The sequence below is a fragment of the Alteromonas sp. BL110 genome, from assembly GCF_003443615.1.
Classification (GTDB): domain Bacteria; phylum Pseudomonadota; class Gammaproteobacteria; order Enterobacterales; family Alteromonadaceae; genus Alteromonas.
In genome coordinates this window covers 173,097-192,326 of the sequence record NZ_CP031967.1, presented here as the reverse complement: position 1 = coordinate 192,326, position 19,230 = coordinate 173,097, and the positions used below count along the sequence as shown (strand labels likewise).

Here is a 19,230-nt window from a genome sequence, read left to right as displayed (position 1 = left end):
GCACTCATTGTGAAAATACGCTGTTTCAGCCTTTTTCAACCCCTTTCAGCCGTAATCCACATTAATGCGTTTTTTGAGGCCATTGCCCTTTTAAATCGATCATTACTTTGTCGATCATCTGAATAGTTGCTGTGTTTTCATCTTGCATAAGAGCGAACGCACGTAAACCTACGAATTGATTTTGAAGCCACTCTGCGGCCAGTTTCGTTGGCGTATGTTTAGGCAATTCACCTTTTTCGATACAGACTTCGATAATACTTCTAAAACCATTTTTAAGCGCTTCCATGCTTTCGAGTACTGCTTTTTTAGCAACATCACCAATAATATCTAATTCAGCAATAGACTTAACCAGCAAGCACTGGCGCATGTAGCGCTGCTCATCTGGGCCGGTTAATGCCGTTTCAAAAAAGCTGTAAAGCGCGTGCAAAGGCGATGCTGCTTCTGCTACTTGTCTCAAGCGGTTCGCACTGTTCTGTGCATACTGTTCAATAACAAGCTTGAATAAACCTTCTTTACTTTGAAAGCGAGCGTAGATACTGCCGGGGCGCATATCTAACGCTTGTTGAATATCGCGCATACCCGCAGCATGAAAGCCTCGTTGCCAAAAAAGCGTAGTGGCTTTTTCAATAATGTCATCGTGATCATATTTCATAGCTGCATACCTTATGCGTGAATATTTTGAACATGTGTTCAATTATCGCTTGAACGATCGTTCAAGTAAACATATTATTGATCTCACATTAAAGAGGTAAGGGTAATCAAAAGGGTTACTTTAATTTCTAGTCACATCAATAGGAGAGTGATATGAGCGATTTTAAATTACATACAAAAGACACAGCGCCAGAAGCGGCAAAGCCACTAATCGATAATTCGGTTAGCGCATTCGGCATGCTTCCTAACCTACATGCAGTAATGGCAGAAGCGCCAACGTTGCTCGAAGGTTATCAAGTACTACACAAGCTAGCCCAAGAAACGTCCTTCAATGCAGAAGAACTAACAGTAGTTTGGCAGGCAGTAAACGTAGAACACGCATGTCATTACTGCGTACCTGCGCATACAGGCATTGCTAAAAGCATGAAAGTAAGCGATGACTTGATTGAAGAGCTACGTAACGACGAAACATTGTCTGACAGCAAATTAAATACGCTGAAAGAGACCGTACTTGCCGTAACTCGCGGTCGAGGTAATGTTGATAGCGCGCAGTTAGATGCGTTCTACAGCGCTGGTTATAAGCATCAGCAACTGCTCGAAATTATTCTTATTTTGGCGCAAAAAGTGATGAGTAACTATACGAATCACTTGGCCGAAACAGCGGTTGATGAACCGTTCAAACAATTCGAATGGTCACCTAAATAAGCGCACTACGCGAACTATTAAAAACGGAAGCCTAGCTTCCGTTTTTCGTTTTTGTAATCGCTAAATACGCTAGCCAAAACGCTTAGATATCTGCGCACTTAATGATGGTTAAGCCTCAAACAGCAAATAGAAGTTTTATGTGTATCTAAAAACAATGATTTAAGATGCCAAAGGTAGCTGGGGGCTCAACTCTTCTACGGTTTCACTCGCAACAAACTCTTCATAACCTTTTTGCTGCAGCAACACTTTCAAGTCATTGCTGTTTGAACATTTGTTTTGCTTCGCAATAGCAACCGCTTCAATGAAACACGATAGGTGAGTTATCGATTGTGTTTGTGTCATGTCTACTTCACTTCTGATTTTTTTGCGTTAGTTGACGTTACTTTCATAACAGAACTATGGCCTAGCCTAAAGTCACTATTGTGACAACGTTATGACGCTTTTATGAAAAACCTAACGGAAAAGTTCAAAACCTCTTGAAATGTATATACATAGACTATACATTTTCAAGTTGAATAATGTAGTCTACTTTTAGAGCAGGTCGTAAATGTCTGAGAAAAACAATAAAAAGAAGAAAAAGAATAGTCAGATGATTATTCGTATTAACGACGAAGAGCGAGCGCAATTTATAGAATTGTGCGAAGAATTAGACACGTCTGCTGCTCGCGAAGTTAGGCATTTTATTCGAGAGTTTATCGCTAAGCACGGCGAAAAATAACGGCGTTACCAAACATGGTGCGCGTAAGGCCAACACTACAAATAATGATAAGGAACTAAATCATGGCTAAGAAAAAAGAACTTAAAAAAGAAATAAAGGTAACTAAAGCTAAAATTGCTAAGCAAGAAGGGAAGCTAAAAAAGTTAAAGAAGAAGCTTAAAAAGGCGTAACTGCCACCCCCAGAAATATGATAAAAAGCGCTCTCTACAGAGCGCTTTTTTGTATCCCTATCAGTCTGCCATCCATGGCCCGCGAGAGTTACAAACCCTTATTATTGGCTTTTTTAGTCTAAAAAAAGATAATTCCGTCCCTTCACCTTTAAAAATCTACCTGTCGTCGATATTACGCTTTTATTACTACTTTAGTATTGTGCGAGCGAATCTATTTGTGATTTACTCAGTTCGAAAGCACCTGGTGCTTTTCATCTCTAATAATAATAAGTCTAACCAGACAATCTGACGTTTAGCAGTACCCCAACAACAGAATGAAGTTATTGTATTTAAACCCAAATCAACGCGGTTAAGTACAAGACAGCACACTTCAATAAGTAAAATTTAAAAGAATTCAGGAACAACACAATGCAACAGGCAAAATTTAACGCTTCTGCTTTTAAGCTTTCCCTTATTGCTTCTGCAATAGCTGGAATGCCTTTTTCCACGTCGGTTCTTGCACAAGACCAAGCTTCTGTTGATGAGCAAGATGTTGAGCAAATTCAAATTGTAGGTTCACGACGGGTTGGCCGCACCGTCAATGACTCGCCCGTTCCTATCGACATCATCGACGCTTCTTCGATAGAAGCGACGGGCCTAACTGAAACCAACATGATTTTAAATCAGTTGCTGCCTAGCTTTAACTTTCCTCAGCCCTCTATTACCGATGGTACAGACCACGTACGACCAGCCCAACTGCGGGGCTTAGCACCTGACCATACTCTAGTATTAGTAAATGGAAAACGCCGTCATACCTCTGCTCTACTTAACTTAAACGGCTCGGTAGGGCGTGGCTCTTCAGCAGTAGATTTAAACGCTATTCCTGCTAACGCTATCAAGCGAATTGAAGTATTGCGCGACGGTGCTGCGGCGCAATACGGTTCAGACGCTATCGCTGGTGTAATTAATATTGTATTGAAAGACGCGGCCGAAGGCGGCGAAGTGTCGGCAACTTATGGCGCTAACGTAACAACAATGGACGGTGTACCTAACCTTGAAGGGGTAAGTATTGGCGCTGACGGTAATTTAGCATTTGAAGAAGGCAGTGACCGAGAGGTAACCGACGGTCAAACTTTCACCCTTCGCGGAAATGTCGGTTTTGAGTGGGGCGATGATGGTTTTGTAAATGTTTCTGCTGAATATCGTGACCGCGGTCAAGCAAATCGCGCGGACTACGATCAGCGAGAAAACTATGCGCGCGATGCAGAGGGGAATTTAGACCCTCGTGAACTTACGGTTAATCGCTACAATCACGTTTACGGAAATGGCGAGGTAGAGGACTACGCGCTGTTCGTTAATGCGGGTAAAGCGCTTACCGATAGCGTTGAGTTTTACACCACAGCTGGCTATAGCACTCGTGACTCTCTTGGCAGTGGTTTTTATCGTCGTGCACAAGATTCGCGTAACATTGTTGAGATTTATCCTGACGGGTTCTTACCCGCTATCCAAACCGATATTACCGATATATCGCTTATCGCTGGAATTAAAGGCTATGGCGACGTTTGGAACTACGACTTGTCAGTGACCCATGGCGGTAACGAGCTAGAATACGGCGTAGTAAATACATTAAATACGTCACTTGGTCCAACAAGCCAGACTGAGTTTGATGCCGGTACGCTAGAGTACGATACCACTATCATTAATGCAGATGCCTCTCGGCTAGTAGATACAGGTTTATTTTATAGCGAGATGAACTTTGCAATGGGTGCAGAGTATCGCCATGAAGGTTACGACATTACAGCCGGTGAAGAAAACTCTTACATTCAAGGTACCTTTGGCCCCGGTGGGGCGGTAACTGACCCGGTAGACGGGCCATTTGGCGCGGCTGGCGCGCAAGTATTCCCTGGCTTTACGCCAGAATCAGCGGGCGATAACAGCCGCCACAACTACAGCTTTTACGTTGATGTAGAAGCTGACGTAGTAGAAAATTGGAACGTAGCGGTGGCAGGGCGCTATGAAGATTATTCTGATTTTGGCAGTACGTTTAACTGGAAGATGTCGCACCGCGTGACGCTTAGCGATGCTTTTGCGCTTCGCGCGTCGGTATCAACAGGCTTCAGAGCGCCGTCTCTTCAGCAGCAATTCTTTACCTCTATTGCTACCGTATTTGTTGATGGTGAGCCAACCGAAACGGGCACATTTGCACCATCAAGTGATGTGGCGCAAGCGCTTGGTAGCCCAGGTCTCGATGCAGAAGAGTCGAATAACTACAGTGCTGGTTTTACCTACTCGCCTACAGCTGATTTCAATTTAACCGTAGACTTCTACCGTATCGATATCGACGACCGTATTGTGTTGTCGAACAATCTTTCGGGAGAGGCAATTGAGGCATTACTAGAGGGAACGGGCGCCAATCAAGCACGATTCTTCCTAAATGCGATAGATTCACGCACAGAGGGTGTGGATATTGTCTCTACCTATACGCTCAATACGTCAGACTACGGTGCGTTTAACTTTAATGCAGGCGCTAACTTTAACGACAATGAAGTAACCAGTGTAATCGACGCGCCTGATGTACTTCAAAACGCTGGGTTTGATCAGGATAACTTGTTTGATGATGTGGAGCTTCGCCGTTTTGAAACTGCTTCCCCTGACAGCAAGCTTAATTTAGGCGTTACGTGGAATTACGACCGTTACACTACAACGTTACGTACCACCCGTTATGGTGAAGTAGAAGATCCATCATCAGTTGAAGCAAGAAACGAAATCATTCCTTCAGAATGGATTACAGATTTAGACATCCGCATTGCGCTAACGGAAGGTTTAACCGTTTCAGTTGGTGCTAACAATGTCTTCGATGTATACCCAGAGGCAACACGTGACTTGGTAGATGATGTAACTACTTTCTCTCGCTTGTTCCCGTATTCAAGCTTTTCGCCTTACGGCTTCACCGGCCGCTATGTTTACGGAAAAGTTGCATATCGTTTTTGATTAAGTGCTTTTAATTATGCGGTTTTAACTAAGTGCTTTTAATTAAGCGCTTAGGATGTACGTAAAAATACTCGAGAAGTTAATTTGAAATGCCCCCTAAGGTTAGATATACAACCTTAAGGGGCTTTTTATTTGCGGGGCAAGACGCTATGTGAGGGCAGCGCAATACCGTTAAAATCAATAGTGTATTACAGTGCTGCTATAAGTCTTTCACCTTCAATTTTACCCTTTAATCTTCATCGTTTTGTTTTGCGGGTACATCATCCCGGTCAAAGGTAACGGTGCATCTATGCGCATCAAGAAGTGCAAAATCTTCTTTGGGAATAAAGGCGTCGTAATCGCGTTGAAGCTTCACTTGTGCTTCTTTACGGATTTTACTGCGACGGATAGCGGTTACATAATTGCGCATTTCATAGTGGGTAGAGAGTTCAAGTTCAGGAACGGCCACAGGGTTACCGTTGTCGTCTTTAGCTACCATGGTGAAGAAGCTATTGTTAGTGTGCTTAACCTCGTTTGTTTTTATGTTCTCTGTAGTTACCTTTATCCCCACAACTAACGATGTGTTCCCTACATAATGCACAGTAGCATCAAGATGAAGAAGATCACCAACCTCAACGGGCTGCAAAAACTCAACACCATCCACAGTTACCGTAACGCAGTAAGCGCCTGCGTGCTTACTTGCACACGCGTATGCGACCTTATCCATTAAAGATAAGATAACGCCTCCATGCACTTTACCGCCAAAATTTGCGAATGACGGTACCATTAATTCAGTCAGTCTTGTTCTCGAAAAAGCGACACTACGTGCAGTCATAAACAACCTTTAATCTAAAACCCTTGAAAAACACTGGGTAAGCGTTCATATCAGTAATAGTTTTACCCTACCACAAATAATAAGGAATGGTTTTGTCACAAACGCATTTTTATCAACCAAAAGAAGGTCATGGCTTAGCTCACGATCCGTTTAACGCGATTATTGCTCCTCGTCCTATAGGGTGGATTTCTACAAAATCAAAAGCGGGTGTGTTAAACCTTGCCCCTTACAGTTTTTTCAATGCTTTGAATTATACGCCGCCAATTATCGGCTTTTCTGTAGTAGGTAGTAAGAAAGACTCATTGGTAAACGTACAGGAAACAGGTGAGTTTTGCTGGAATCTCGTATCGCAAGATTTAGTTACTGCAATGAATACAACGAGCAAACCTCTAGCGCCAGAGGAAAGTGAGTTCGACCATGCAGGTCTTCAGACCATAGACAGTGAAATAGTGCGGGTTCCTCGTGTAAAGGCGAGCAAAGTGAGCATGGAATGTAAACTTACCGATGTGGTACAGCTTAAGTCAGCGACAGGGGACACAGTTGGAAGCTGGTTTGTCATGGGTGAAGTCGTAGGTGTGCATATCGATAAGTCACTCATTGAAGATGGCGTTTATAAAACCCTAAAGGGGGCTCCTATTAGCCGTGGCGGTGGACGAGGAGACTATTTTAAGGTCTCCCAAGACAACTTTTTTGAGCTGCTAAGGCCTGAGTGATTGAGGTGGCGATACTATCTAGATAGTTGGTTGAGGTCTTCTTGTAAGGCCTCTATTTGTTCTAGCACTGCTAAAAACTTTTTTCCAAACTCTGTAACCTGGTATTCGACCCGAGGCGGAAGTTCGTGATAAACCGTTTTTTTCAAAATACCAAATTCAGTATTTTTCTTCAGGCACTGATTTAATACCTTAGTGCTTAGTCCGTCTACAATGCGCACCATTTCACCGGGTCGGTTAATACCATTAGCTAAGAGTTGGTAAACGGTGAGCGACCATTTACAGCCGTAAATCGTTTCTACCATGCGCGCACTTTGTTGAGACGGGATCTTTCGCTCGATTTGTTTTTCTTTAGAATTCATAAAGATGTACCTAAAAGTACTTACTGTACCAAATTATACTTACTATTCATCGAGTTATCTAAGGCGTAAGGTTATCACGAATTGAAAACAGTGAGAGGAATTAAAATGTCACATTCGAACACTTTTTGTGAAAACGGTAGTGCGTTGATTGTCGGCGGCTCTAGTGGCATTGGTCTTGCCACCGCTAAGCTATTGGTGAGCGAAGGCGTTAACGTTACGCTTGTGGGTAGAAATAAGCACAAACTGAAAGAAGCGGTAGAAGCGCTAAGTACATTCGCAAATACTTCAACAGTTAATTTAAACGCCATTCAAGCTGACTTGTATATCACGGAAGACGTAGAAAAATTGATCAAGTATGTTGAAGAGGCCGCTATGCCTATCCATTATTTAATTAATGCCGCGGGTTATTTTAACCCTAAACCGTTTTTAGCTCATACACGTGAAGATTATGATATTTATCATGAGTTGAATAAAAGCCTATTTTTCATTACCCAAGCGGTAGCAAAAAAGATGTCACAACACCGCGCTGGTAGTATTGTTAATGTTGGTTCTATGTGGGCTAAGCAGGCTGTTAAGGCAACGCCGTCGTCTGCTTACTCCATGGCAAAAGCAGCGTTGCATTCACTTACTCAGCATCTGGCCATGGAGCTTGCCGACGATGGTATACGTGTAAATGCAGTATCGCCAGCGGTAGTTAAAACACCTATTTACAATGCATTCGTACCAGAAGAGCAAACCGATGAAGTATTAGAAGGTTTCAATGCGTTTCATCCGATAGGACGTATAGGAACTCCAGAAGACGTAGCCCATGGCATCCTTTATCTGTTATCAGAAAGAGCTAATTGGACTACCGGAACCGTATTAGATATTGATGGCGGTGTTATGGCAGGTAGAAACTAATAAATAGTACGTTTTCATTATCTTGCGTTGTCTTCACCTTGGTAATATAACGCGCGATAATGTTTGCGCCTAGTTAGTGATACCGGCTTGCACGAAACAAAATGAGATGAACAACGATGCTAAATATGAATTTTGATGAACGCTTAGTAATCAACTCTGACCTGCAAGAGTGGCAGGCGTCACCTTCGCCAACGGTATGGCGCAAGCCTTTAGAGCGTGAGGCAAAGGAATCAGGGCATACCACTAGTATCGTCAAATACGAGGCGGGTGCTAACTTCAAGCAGCATAGCCATCCGTACGGAGAAGAAATCCTTGTACTAGAGGGCGTTTTCTCCGACGAGCATGGAGACTACCCTGCCGGCACCTATCTGCGTAACCCTCCTGGCAGTAAACACAGCCCGTTTAGTAAAGAAGGCTGCGTGATTTTGGTTAAACTGAATCAATTCGATAAGCGCGATTTGGCTGAGGTTAGGGTGAACACTAATACGGCAGAATGGCTTCAAGGGCAGGGCGGTTTACAAGTGATGCCGCTACACAACTTTGAACACGAGCATGTAGCTTTAGTCAAGTGGCCCGTTGGCGAAGTGTTTAAGCCTCACAGACACTTTGGTGGTGAAGAGATTTTTGTACTGTCAGGGGCGTTCAAAGATGAGCACGGTAAATATCCCAAAGGTACGTGGATAAGAAGCCCACATATGAGTCAGCATCATCCCTACGTTGATGAAGAAACAGTGATTTGGGTTAAAACCGGGCATTTGCCTGTAGCATTGTAAATACAATAATTAAATAGATCTTGAAAAGAGGGGGATAACTGGTTAACTTTTCGGCTCTATTTTCAACAGAGAAGAACTGAGCATCTTAACAGTGTAAAGACACGGATAGTTTTAGCAGTCGCGTTTTAGAATAAGTTTACTTCTCTGAACCATTACCTCTTCTATTTTTGTTCTACGTTGTTCTTACAAAGTATGCTCTAAGCTATGAGTGTAATATGAACAAATCAGCTAAACTACTTAAATATAGTACGGTTGCAATAATTACGTTGTCGGCATTAACAGCGTGCGGTGGAGGAGGTGGTTCCTCATCCTCTTCACCTACCCCTGTAACACCTACTAACCCAACAACACCCACAACCCCTCCAAGCGGACTTTTTAGCAAGTATGAGGGGCTTAAGAATGAAGCGGTAGTAGACAGCACGTCGGCCTATGATATTGCTTATTATGTAACATCGGCTCTGGATACATCCGTCATGTTAGTGCATTCAGACGAATTCCCTTATGCCCGCTTCGATCGCGTATTAACCGACCACGAACAACCTACAGGAGAGGATTGTGAGTCTGGACAGTTAATTGTTGGTGAATTAAATAACGATACGTCTGAAGTTGAATACATTAATTGTGCTTTGGGGCCTTATACTTTTAATGGCAAGGGAAAACTGTTTGTGTCGTCTGTGTCATCTAACGGTGAGTCGTTTGAGGGAACCTTGTCATTCGATAGCTTAACCATCGACAACTCACGAATGGTTGCAAATTTTGAGGGGACGATTGAAGCATCTGTAGGTGAACAATACACCGAAGCTGCCACCTTAAACGGACTGCTCACCTATGCGTCTTCAGGTGTTGTAGTGTTTATTGATGATTTAGACATCGACACCACTATATCCGAGGACAATCCAGTGCTAGTTCCTGAAGGGAGGATGTATATCTCTCCTTATGGCTATATTGATATTACCACTATGAGTCCAGGTTCGTTTACCTCCCCGTCTATTGCTATTGCTATTACGGGGTCAAATTCACTCGTAATCAAAGAAAAGGAGGGTGGGGCCGTTTCCATTGGCCTGTTTAGTGACATAAACTCCGCTGAAGAGCCTACGCTAGTTATCCCTTTTTCATTTATTGGCGAACAAGACTACCTGCGTGATGACAATAGGGCGCCAGTTGTTAGCGTAGAATCAGCATCAATTGAAGCTGACCGCAACGTCTTTACGTTATTAGATACAAGCGAAAGCAGCGATACTGATAACGACCTTCTTACTTTTCAATGGAGTGTTCTATCGGCCCCTGACGGTGCAGACGTTACATTTCAAAATAACGGTTTTAGTAACACTAGTGTAAGCATGTCGCAGTCAGGTCAGTATCAACTTCAGGTTATCGCTTTTGATGGCAAGGTTGAATCAGCTCCTGAGACGGTTTCAGTTTATGTCAGACAAAGCCAGCCACAAATAGAGCTTGCGAGCTTAGCGTCTAACCTGCAGGTGGGTGAAGTATATTCAAACAATATAGAGATAATAAATGCAGAAGGTAACGGGCCATACGAATTCAGGTTAGTTACGTCGCCGCTAGATATGCAAATAACCGATGACGGAACCATTGAATGGGAAGCGTTTGTTCCTAATTTTGGCTACCCGCTAAATGTTAACTTTGAAATAGAAGTGAGAAATCGCGATTATGCAACAAGGCTCAAGCACACACTTACAGTAGCTACCAACAGCACAGCGGCCCCTGTTGTAGAGAATTTAACTTCAGACGCCGATGATTATGAGGTTTTGGGGAACATTGACGCTAAAAGTGATGGCTATGCAGTGGGGAGCTTAAAGGGTTTATTTAGTTTAAACGAAAACAGAAGTACTTCATTCACTAAAGTAACGACTGCAGAGTTAGAGCCTACATTCATTTCTTTATCGACTACATCTCTTGATATCTACGGTTGGGAAGTGTTTGCTTCAACATTAGTGAGAAAGAGCTTTAACAGCAATGTAGTTGCTGAATACGCGATAGACGTAAATGGCAGTCCTCCAGAATTTAAATTTTTTGAAGCGAACGGCGTTAGTTATATTCTCGTAAGGGTAAACCAGTACATCTTCATTGTTGAGCAAGACAGCATGCAGGAAGTGGCTCAATTAACCCTATGGGGCCTTGAAGGAAGCGGACGAATAAGAGGGCTTAGTAGCTATACTTGGCAGGAAGACGACTATATTGCAATGGTAGTCGACGACCATCTCGTTATTTTACAAAAGACACCTGAAAGCTTTGAAGTCGTTAGGAAAGTGAAATATCCAACGGATCGAGAGGTGTATCTTGTGTCCGATGAACCAGCTATTGTGAATACATACTTTGATGAATACCCCTTTGTATCTATCATGGTAAGAGAAGTAATAAACGTTAACAGCACCAATCCACAAGAGCTTCTTTTCAATCACATTTATAATGTTATCGATGATAGCTTCGTTTCTGTTTACTCTGATTCAAGCGTCGCGTTACCAAGAATTACATCAGCAAATCGCTTCGACTATTGTAGCGAGTTTACTGATACAAAAACTCACGGCATAACATATGTCATTACCCCAGAGTTTAATTTAGCCGATGACTTGCAATATGATTCTCGCCAAGCTAAATCAAAAGTGTATGCGTTAGATATACATTCGGGGGAGCTTGTTTGGGAGTCTGACTTCTTATTAGCAGACTCAGAAAGAGACGGCAGTTTGAACAATAATATTTACTGTGATGATGATAGTGACGGTAATGTTAGGTTAACTTTTGCTACCGGCAAGGTACTTTATCAAACCCATTAAAATTAGTTTATAGAAATAAGAAGGGGCATCACTGACGCCCCTTCTTACTTAAAGTTAAGCCTTGAGCTTAATCCCACACGCCATCTTCAGACTTACCCTGAATCTCACAATCCCCCACTTTGTATTCCATATTAGCGCCAGTGTCTTTTTTCTTAAAATAGTCTTTGCTGATAGAAACAATGGTTGGGGTCATCCATACAATAGCGATGATATTTATAACCGTCATTAAACCTAACGCCATGTCGGCCATGGCCCATACCTGAGGTAGCGCTGCTTGTGCACCCCAGTAAATCATGCCTAAATAGCCAATGGTGTAGACTAGACGCCCTATTTTGTTATCTAGCTTGAACATGTGTAGGTTACTTTCGCCATAGGCGTAATTTGCTACCACAGAAGTAAACGCAAACAAACTGATAGCGGCTGCTACAAAGTCTGTACCGCCTTCACCTAAGTGACTGCTCATAGCGTCTTGCGTTAAGCGTATGCCTTCCATCTGATCAGAACTTGAACCGCCAGCAAGTAGAATGATAAACGCAGTCGACGTACACAGTATAAGTGTATCTAGGAAAACGCCAAGCATCTGGATGTAACCTTGAGAAACCGGGTGATTAGGGTTTGGAACTGCACTTGCCGCTGCGTGTGGTACAGAGCCGCTACCCGCTTCATTTGAATAAAGGCCACGCTGAATACCATTTTTAATGGCAGCACCTAGTGCGCCAGCGCCAGCTTCCTGCAAGCCAAATGCTGATTTTATAATATCAAGCAACATAGCGGGCAGTTCGGAAATATTAATGAAGGTAATGGCAAGGGCCACTAGCACGTAGCCTATCCCCATGAAGGGCACTACGAATTCGGCAAAGCGGGCTATGCTTTTAAGGCCACCCACTACAATTAAGGCTGCCAGAGCAATAATGGCCAGTCCTACATATTCGGTGGGGAAGGAGTAAGCATTGTTTAATGCATCGGTAATCGTGTTGGCTTGAACGGCACTAAATACAAAGCCGTAGCCAAAGAACAAACACAGAGAGAATGCGACGGCTAGCCAAGTTTTGTTTAGGCCTTGCTTTATGTAGTAAGCAGGGCCGCCACGGAACTCGCCATTTTCGTCGCGCACTTTATAAAGCTGACCTAATACGCTTTCTGCAAAGCCTGTAGCCATACCTAATAGGGCAATCATCCACATCCAAAAGATAGCACCAGAGCCACCAAGTGATATAGCAACGGCAACACCTGCTAAGTTACCCGTACCCACACGGGCAGATAAACTAGTACATAAAGCTTGGAATGAACTGATCCCGTCTTTAGTAGAGGTGTTACTGCCTTTAAGCAGGCTGAACATATGACCGAAATGTCTAAGCTGCACACCGCCTAGCTTTACGGTAAACCAAATACCACATGCAAGTAGCATGATAATGAGTACCTGGCCGTCTCCCCAAAGAATATTATTAACTAATGAAACGAATTCGTTTATCACGCACTTTCCTTCGTTATTGTTTTAATTGTAGCTCGGCGTGTAAAAATGAACTGAACATGACAGGTGCGTTGTCAGAACAAACGTTTAGGCTTTAGCAAAAAAATATTTCCTAAACCTTAGAATAAGCCGATCTATATCGATAAAGAACCAATACTAGCACGACAGCTAAATGATTGGACAATGAAAACGTACTGAAACTATGACGTTTTATGCTCTCATATAGCAAATTTATTCATTTAAAGGGAAGAAGGCCAGTGTTTTGTTATACGTAGGCAAGCAGATACAAAAAAGCCGCTCGAAAGAGCGGCTTCTTCAAAAATATGGCTGGGGTAACAGGACTCGAACCTATGAATGGCGGGATCAAAACCCGCTGCCTTACCAACTTGGCTATACCCCAATTTTGGTGCGGAAGGAGAGACTTGAACTCTCACGCCGTGAAGCACTGGAACCTAAATCCAGCGTGTCTACCAATTCCACCACTTCCGCAATGTAGACTTCCAATTAAGGAATGTAAAAGTTGGTGGCTACGGCGAGATTCGAACTTGCGACCCCATCATTATGAGTGATGTGCTCTAACCAACTGAGCTACGTAGCCTAAACTTTTATCTTCAATAAAAAGCCGCTCGATGAGCGGCTTCTCAAGAATTTGGCTGGGGTAACAGGACTCGAACCTATGAATGGCGGGATCAAAACCCGCTGCCTTACCAACTTGGCTATACCCCAAATGGTGCGGAAGGAGAGACTTGAACTCTCACGCCGTGAAGCACTGGAACCTAAATCCAGCGTGTCTACCAATTCCACCACTTCCGCGTAGACGCTAGCTATAATAGTCATTCAAAAAAGAATGGCTGGGGTAACAGGACTCGAACCTATGAATGGCGGGATCAAAACCCGCTGCCTTACCAACTTGGCTATACCCCAGTCGTGGTGCGGAAGGAGAGACTTGAACTCTCACGCCGTGAAGCACTGGAACCTAAATCCAGCGTGTCTACCAATTCCACCACTTCCGCGCAGCTAGACTTTCCTAAAAGAGATAAACGAGAATTGGTGGCTACGGCGAGATTCGAACTTGCGACCCCATCATTATGAGTGATGTGCTCTAACCAACTGAGCTACGTAGCCTTGCTATTCTCTTCCCTCTCAGGAAGTGGCGCGTATTATGCGTATATGACTGGCAACCGTCAACCCCTTTTTTACTAACTTTTTTTAAATGCTCATTAAGTGTGCGTATTAGGGCGAAATACGCACAAAAAGCCGTGATTTTGAACAACTTGCAAGGGGTAATGCCCTCTTTTACCAGGCTTTAATACTGGGTTTTGTCTGGTAATAACACACGTCAATAGGGCGCGGACCATAGGTATTGTCGTGAAAAAACGGGTTATCTAAGTTTCTTCCCGTATTAGCCCGCTTTTTGTATTCTTCGTGGTCTGGCGTTTGTAAAAAGTAAGGCGTGGCGTTGTTATTATGTATAAAAGCCTGCTTAATTTTACTCTTTTGAGTTATGTCATCTAACACACCACCTGTGGCCATATTGCCTCTCGGTAATTTTTGAAGTAGCTCCATACCTTTCACTACGCGACCGACTACCGACATGTTTCTATCTAAATGTCGTGGCGCTTGACCAATTACAATATAAAACTCGGTACTGGCGGTATCTATTTCGCTATTGCGAGCAAATGCCACAACGCCAGGGCAGTGAAGCCCCCACATTTCCTTTCGGTTTTTATCAACGCCTACAGGGAATCCGTCTAAAAAGCCAGTGTGAGGTGCAAACATATCCTTAGATTCCACTATGTTTACATTGCTATTAAGTGGCTGGGTAAATTCGGCCCTGATTGGCTTAAGTAGACTTTCAGCAAACTCAGTTGCGTCGTGAGTATCATTGCTACCTGCTTGTGCAACAAAGCCGTCTACTACACGATAAAACGCTTGCTCGTTGTAAAATCCCGCCTCTATAAGGGCTTTGAACCTAGCCACGTGTTTTGGCGCAAGGGTAGGATGAAGTGCAATAACCACGTCGCCATGTGCGGTTTTGAAAGTTACCGTATTAGCTTTGGGGACTTGATACCAACTATCGGTATTACTCACCAATGTTGGCGCTATTTCACTATCGCTAATGTTAGCTTGTGTGGTTCCCGCTTTAATCTGAGTTTCACCGGCAAGAGAAAAACTAGCAAAACCCAGTAAACATAATGCTCTAACCGAGGCTTTAAATAAAAATTGTCGTTTTTTAAGTTGTGTGTATCGTAGTGACGTGACTTTCGATACTGCAAACGGGTGTAAATTACAGAGCTGTTTACAAATCATTGTAAAATTCGTTAGTTTTTTTATTAGTTATATCAGCCCTATGTATGCTTCACAATTGTTTGCGGCAAACAAAAAAGCCACCTTGCGGTGGCTTTAGTAAACAGTGCTTATTTCTACATTAGAAATTACACGTTAAAGCGGAAGTGAATAACGTCACCATCTTTAACAATGTAGTCTTTACCTTCAAGACGCCATTTACCTGCATCTTTAGCACCTTGTTCGCCGTTAAACTCGACAAAGTGGTCGTAGCTCACTATTTCAGCGCGAATAAAACCTTTCTCGAAGTCGGTGTGAATTTTACCCGCTGCTTGTGGTGCAGTTGAACCTTCAGGGAAGGTCCAAGCGCGTACTTCTTTTACACCTGCAGTAAAATAAGTTTGAAGTGTAAGCAAGTTATAGCCGGCACGAATTACGCGGTTAAGGCCAGGCTCTTCTAAGCCCATGTCCTGCATAAATTCTTCGCGCTCGTCATCTTCAAGCTCCGCGATATCAGACTCAATAGACGCACAAACAGCTACGACTGTAGCATTCTCGCCTGCAGCAATTTCTTTCACTTGGTCAAGATACGGGTTATTTTCAAAGCCGTCTTCATTCACGTTTGCAATGTACATGGTTGGCTTAAGCGTAAGCATGTTCATGTAGCTAATTGCCGCCAGTTCTTCTTTACTAAGCTCTAGTGAGCGAAGCAACAAGCCTTCATCTAGGTGGGGCTTAATCTTTTCAAGTACTTTCATTTCGTACTTGGCATCAGCGTCGCCACCTTTAGCGCGCTTCGCTACGCGGTGCAGCGCTTTTTCCGTTGTTTCTAAATCAGATAGCGCAAGCTCGGTATTAATAACGTCGATATCATCTTTCGGGCTTACGCGACCGGCAACATGAACAATATTTTCATCGTCGAAGCAGCGTACTACGTGACCGATAGCGTCGGTTTCACGGATGTTAGCTAGGAATTTATTACCTAAACCTTCACCCTTAGATGCGCCTTCTACCAAGCCCGCAATATCAACGAATTCCATGGTAGTGGGAATAACGCGCTGTGGGTTTACGATTTCAGCCAACTTGTCCAAACGAAGATCTGGCACAGGTACTACACCTGTGTTTGGCTCGATGGTACAGAAAGGGAAGTTGGCCGCTTCGATACCTGCTTTTGTTAATGCATTGAAAAGTGTTGATTTACCTACGTTTGGTAGGCCAACAATACCGCATTTAAAACCCATGGTATGGATCCTTAGTTTGGAAAAGTGATAACTGGCTAGGTTTACCCTTTGTGAGAGTGCAACCTGTTTTGTGCTTGCTTAAGGTCTTCTTTCAGCAATATTTCTGTACAGCGTACCGCTTCATCAACGGCGCTTTCAATAGCTGCCTTTTCATCTGCTGGTGGTTTACCAAGAACATGGCCGGTTACTCGGCTTTTATGACCTGGATGCCCTATACCTATGCGCAAACGCAAAAAATTCTTGTTGTTACCCATTTTAGCCACAATGTCACGTACGCCGTTTTGACTAGAACTTCCACCCACTTTGTATTTTGCTACGCCGGGGGGCAAATCTAATTCGTCAAACGCTACTAATATTTGTTCTGGTTCTATGCGGTAAAAATTAGCCAGTGCTGCTACTGCTTGTCCACTTTTATTCATAAATGTAGTGGGGTAGAGCAAACGGACATCTTTGCCTGCAATGGTAATGCGAGCAGTTTTACCGAAGAATTTGGTTTCTGGTTTTAGCGGGGCGTTGTAGGTGTCGGCAAGTTGGTTGAGAAACCATTCACCGGCATTGTGTCGGGTATTTTCATATTCGGGGCCCGGATTACCCAGGCCCACGATTAGGCGGATATCAGCCAAGAGGATTATTCCTCTGAAGCTTCTTCTTCGCCGTCTTCTTCTGCGTCAGCCGCTTTAGGAGCAGGCTTAACAGTCACAACTGCTAGGTCGTGAGCTTCGTCGTTCTTAGCAAGTTCTACAGAAGCAACGCCAGCTGGAAGTGTTAGGTCAGAAAGGTGTAGCGTTTGACCCATTTCAACAGCAGCCATGTCTACTTCGATGAACTCAGGAAGATCTTTAGGCTGACAAGTAACTTCGATTTCAGTTACGTGGTGCTCAGCAATACCGCCAGCTTTAACAGCAGCAGAAGCTTCTTCGTTTACGAAGTGAATTGGAACGTTAGTGTGAACGTCTTGACCAGCGATAACACGTTGGAAGTCAATGTGCATGATCTTTGGCTTGTACGGGTGACGTTGCATATCTTTAACTAGAACTTCAACAACTTTACCGTCTAGGTTTAGCTCAAGAACGTGTGAGTAAAACGCTTCAAAGTCAGCAGAGTTGTTTACTTTGTTGTGATCTAGTGTGATAGAAACTGGTGCTTCTTCACCACCGTAGATGATACCAGGAAGCTTTTCTTCGCGACGTAGGCGGCGGCTCGCACCTTTCCCTAGGTCTGTACGAACAGAAGCATCTAGTTTGAAATTTGCTTCAGACATTGTCTGTCTCCAAAAATGTAAATGTAATGATGTGGATTTTTGCGACCAAAACCCACTGTAATTTGATGTTTAATATGCGTGAAAATATATTTTTACGCACAATAAACCATCTGCCCAAAATTCAAGGGCGGCGAATTCTAACACCACCTACCACAACATACAATTACCAACGCAGATAAAAACAGAAGTGAGTAAGTATTAAAAGCGCGCCGAAGCGCGCTTACATTCTACCAGGGTCAATATAATAGACTGCCTTTTATCCGAGCTATTTATTGTGGTCAATCAGCTTTATATTGAGACCTTCAATGTTTTCGCTTATTTCGTCAGCACAACCCTATAATGGGCTTTACCTTCTCGAAGCCGTTCAATGGCATCATTTACATCATCAAACTTAAAGGTCTCGATAACAGGTTCAATATTATGCTGGGCCGCGAAATCAAGCATAGTTTTGATGGTTGCTGGGCTACCTACCGGTGAACCTGACACGCTTTTTTGCCCACCAATTAAATTAAATGCACCTATATCAAGAGGTTCAAGGGTAGCCCCTACAAAGTGAAGCCGACCTTTCGGTGCCAATGTAGATAAATACAGATTCCAGTCTAGCTTTACATTGACGGTTGAAATAATGAGGTCGAACCTACCGCGCGCTTTCTTTATCTCGTTTTCATCACGGCTATTGATTGTATCTGATGCACCTAACTCTAACGCTTCTTTCTTTTTTGATTCGCTTGAAGTGAACGCGACTACTTTGCATCCCCAGGCGTTTAAAAACTGTAGAGCAAGATGTCCTAGACCACCAATGCCGATAACTCCAACTTCACTTGCTGGGCTAATGCCAAACTGGACAAGGGGGTTGAATACAGTAATGCCGCCGCAAAACAAAGGCCCAGCCTTCGTGCTATCGATAGAATCGGGAAGAGCAATAACCGCCCGCGCCTGAGCGCGTATTTTATCTGCAAATCCGCCGTGTCGACCACCTATAGTCATAGTAGCGTCGGCACACAGGTTGTGATCGCCCGCTTCGCAAGTTCTACAGCTATTACAATAGGCTGAATGCCAACCTAAGCCTACGCGCTGGCCTACCTTAAGAGAAGTGACATGTTCGCCTACTTGACTAATAGTACCTACCACCTCGTGTCCCGGTACAAAAGGGTACTCCGTCATACCCCATTCATTATCAAGCATGCTTAAATCACTGTGGCAGATGCCACAGCTTTCAACGTCTATTTCAACATCATGCGAAGCAAGTTCACCGGGTTCGTATTGAAACTTTTCCAATTTTCCGCCTGCTTCTTTAGCGGCATATGCATTAATCATTAACAACCATCCTTTTATTCATAGCAGAGTATTTTTAGTGCAAGAGCAAAGGGATGTGCAGCTTAGCTCTCTGCCTTATTACAAGA

At 43.5% G+C, this 19,230-nt stretch carries 17 protein-coding genes and 8 tRNA genes; 7 read left to right on the top strand and 18 right to left on the bottom strand.

The features are described from left to right. Positions 1-61 precede the first annotated feature (61 nt). Positions 62-652, bottom strand: a complete 591-nt coding sequence (locus tag D1814_RS00870; protein WP_118489676.1) for a TetR/AcrR family transcriptional regulator — start codon at positions 650-652, stop codon at positions 62-64. A gap of 152 nt (positions 653-804) precedes the next feature. Here D1814_RS00870 and D1814_RS00865 point away from each other — a divergent pair, with 152 nt between their 5' ends. Beyond that, the gene (locus D1814_RS00865) at positions 805-1,356 is read left to right on the top strand and encodes a carboxymuconolactone decarboxylase family protein (RefSeq protein ID WP_118489675.1); all 552 of its coding nucleotides are present in this window, start codon (positions 805-807) and stop codon (positions 1,354-1,356) included. Between the two features lie 159 nt (positions 1,357-1,515). Here D1814_RS00865 and D1814_RS00860 read toward each other — a convergent pair whose 3' ends face one another. Beyond that, entirely contained in the window at positions 1,516-1,698 is a 183-nt protein-coding gene (locus D1814_RS00860) for a hypothetical protein (protein WP_118489674.1), read from the bottom strand. 205 nt (positions 1,699-1,903) lie between these two features. On the opposite strand from D1814_RS00860, the gene D1814_RS19360 reads away from it, so the two are divergent. Both D1814_RS19360 and D1814_RS00850 read left to right on the top strand, forming a co-directional pair. Then, the gene (locus D1814_RS19360) at positions 1,904-2,074 is read left to right on the top strand and encodes a hypothetical protein (protein WP_162889808.1); all 171 of its coding nucleotides are present in this window, start codon (positions 1,904-1,906) and stop codon (positions 2,072-2,074) included. A gap of 578 nt (positions 2,075-2,652) precedes the next feature. Beyond that, entirely contained in the window at positions 2,653-5,214 is a 2,562-nt protein-coding gene (locus D1814_RS00850; RefSeq protein WP_118489673.1) for a TonB-dependent receptor plug domain-containing protein, read from the top strand. 229 nt (positions 5,215-5,443) lie between these two features. Here D1814_RS00850 and D1814_RS00845 read toward each other — a convergent pair whose 3' ends face one another. Continuing rightward, the gene (locus tag D1814_RS00845) at positions 5,444-6,028 is read right to left on the bottom strand and encodes an acyl-CoA thioesterase (RefSeq protein ID WP_118489672.1); all 585 of its coding nucleotides are present in this window, start codon (positions 6,026-6,028) and stop codon (positions 5,444-5,446) included. Between the two features lie 92 nt (positions 6,029-6,120). On the opposite strand from D1814_RS00845, the gene D1814_RS00840 reads away from it, so the two are divergent. Then, positions 6,121-6,741, top strand: coding sequence for a flavin reductase family protein (locus tag D1814_RS00840; protein WP_118489671.1), 621 nt, complete (start codon positions 6,121-6,123; stop codon positions 6,739-6,741). A gap of 14 nt (positions 6,742-6,755) precedes the next feature. Here the strand turns inward: D1814_RS00840 and D1814_RS00835 are convergent, their stop codons facing one another. After that, entirely contained in the window at positions 6,756-7,100 is a 345-nt protein-coding gene (locus tag D1814_RS00835) for a winged helix-turn-helix transcriptional regulator (protein WP_118489670.1), read from the bottom strand. A 105-nt stretch (positions 7,101-7,205) separates the two neighbouring features. On the opposite strand from D1814_RS00835, the gene D1814_RS00830 reads away from it, so the two are divergent. From D1814_RS00830 to D1814_RS00820, 3 genes are all read left to right on the top strand, one after another. Continuing rightward, complete coding sequence (locus D1814_RS00830) at positions 7,206-8,000, top strand: SDR family NAD(P)-dependent oxidoreductase (protein ID WP_118489669.1); 795 nt, start codon at positions 7,206-7,208, stop codon at positions 7,998-8,000. 116 nt (positions 8,001-8,116) lie between these two features. Further along, positions 8,117-8,773 carry a cupin domain-containing protein gene (locus D1814_RS00825; RefSeq protein WP_025254767.1) on the top strand — a complete coding sequence of 219 codons (657 nt, stop codon included), beginning with the start codon at positions 8,117-8,119 and terminating at the stop codon, positions 8,771-8,773. 215 nt (positions 8,774-8,988) lie between these two features. Further along, positions 8,989-11,568 (top strand): hypothetical protein, encoded by a 2,580-nt coding sequence (locus D1814_RS00820; RefSeq protein WP_118489668.1) that lies wholly within the window; start codon positions 8,989-8,991, stop codon positions 11,566-11,568. Positions 11,569-11,635: 67 nt separating this feature from the next. Here D1814_RS00820 and D1814_RS00815 read toward each other — a convergent pair whose 3' ends face one another. The 14 genes from D1814_RS00815 to ahr all read right to left on the bottom strand — a co-directional run bounded on the left by D1814_RS00815 (position 11,636) and on the right by ahr (position 19,144). After that, the gene (locus D1814_RS00815; protein ID WP_118489667.1) at positions 11,636-13,042 is read right to left on the bottom strand and encodes an alanine/glycine:cation symporter family protein; all 1,407 of its coding nucleotides are present in this window, start codon (positions 13,040-13,042) and stop codon (positions 11,636-11,638) included. A gap of 321 nt (positions 13,043-13,363) precedes the next feature. Continuing rightward, positions 13,364-13,439 (bottom strand) — tRNA-Gln (locus tag D1814_RS00810). 4 nt (positions 13,440-13,443) lie between these two features. Continuing rightward, a tRNA-Leu gene (locus tag D1814_RS00805) sits at positions 13,444-13,528 on the bottom strand. Between the two features lie 32 nt (positions 13,529-13,560). Beyond that, positions 13,561-13,637: transfer RNA gene (locus tag D1814_RS00800), tRNA-Met, on the bottom strand. Between the two features lie 52 nt (positions 13,638-13,689). Beyond that, positions 13,690-13,765: transfer RNA gene (locus tag D1814_RS00795), tRNA-Gln, on the bottom strand. Between the two features lie 2 nt (positions 13,766-13,767). Continuing rightward, positions 13,768-13,852 (bottom strand) — tRNA-Leu (locus D1814_RS00790). A gap of 35 nt (positions 13,853-13,887) precedes the next feature. Next, a tRNA-Gln gene (locus D1814_RS00785) sits at positions 13,888-13,963 on the bottom strand. Positions 13,964-13,967: 4 nt separating this feature from the next. After that, positions 13,968-14,052 (bottom strand) — tRNA-Leu (locus tag D1814_RS00780). 35 nt (positions 14,053-14,087) lie between these two features. Next, positions 14,088-14,164, bottom strand: a tRNA-Met gene (locus tag D1814_RS00775). A 171-nt stretch (positions 14,165-14,335) separates the two neighbouring features. Further along, positions 14,336-15,349 carry a peptidylprolyl isomerase gene (locus D1814_RS00770; protein WP_118489666.1) on the bottom strand — a complete coding sequence of 338 codons (1,014 nt, stop codon included), beginning with the start codon at positions 15,347-15,349 and terminating at the stop codon, positions 14,336-14,338. 125 nt (positions 15,350-15,474) lie between these two features. Next, positions 15,475-16,566 (bottom strand): redox-regulated ATPase YchF, encoded by a 1,092-nt coding sequence (gene ychF / locus D1814_RS00765; protein WP_118489665.1) that lies wholly within the window; start codon positions 16,564-16,566, stop codon positions 15,475-15,477. 41 nt (positions 16,567-16,607) lie between these two features. Next, entirely contained in the window at positions 16,608-17,189 is a 582-nt protein-coding gene (gene pth / locus D1814_RS00760) for an aminoacyl-tRNA hydrolase (protein WP_025254772.1), read from the bottom strand. 5 nt (positions 17,190-17,194) lie between these two features. After that, on the bottom strand, positions 17,195-17,827 hold the full coding sequence (locus D1814_RS00755) for a 50S ribosomal protein L25/general stress protein Ctc (RefSeq protein ID WP_118489664.1): 633 nt from the start codon (positions 17,825-17,827) through the stop codon (positions 17,195-17,197). Between the two features lie 315 nt (positions 17,828-18,142). Then, positions 18,143-19,144 carry an NADPH-dependent aldehyde reductase Ahr gene (ahr, locus tag D1814_RS00750; RefSeq protein ID WP_118489663.1) on the bottom strand — a complete coding sequence of 334 codons (1,002 nt, stop codon included), beginning with the start codon at positions 19,142-19,144 and terminating at the stop codon, positions 18,143-18,145. Positions 19,145-19,230: the final 86 nt, after the last annotated feature.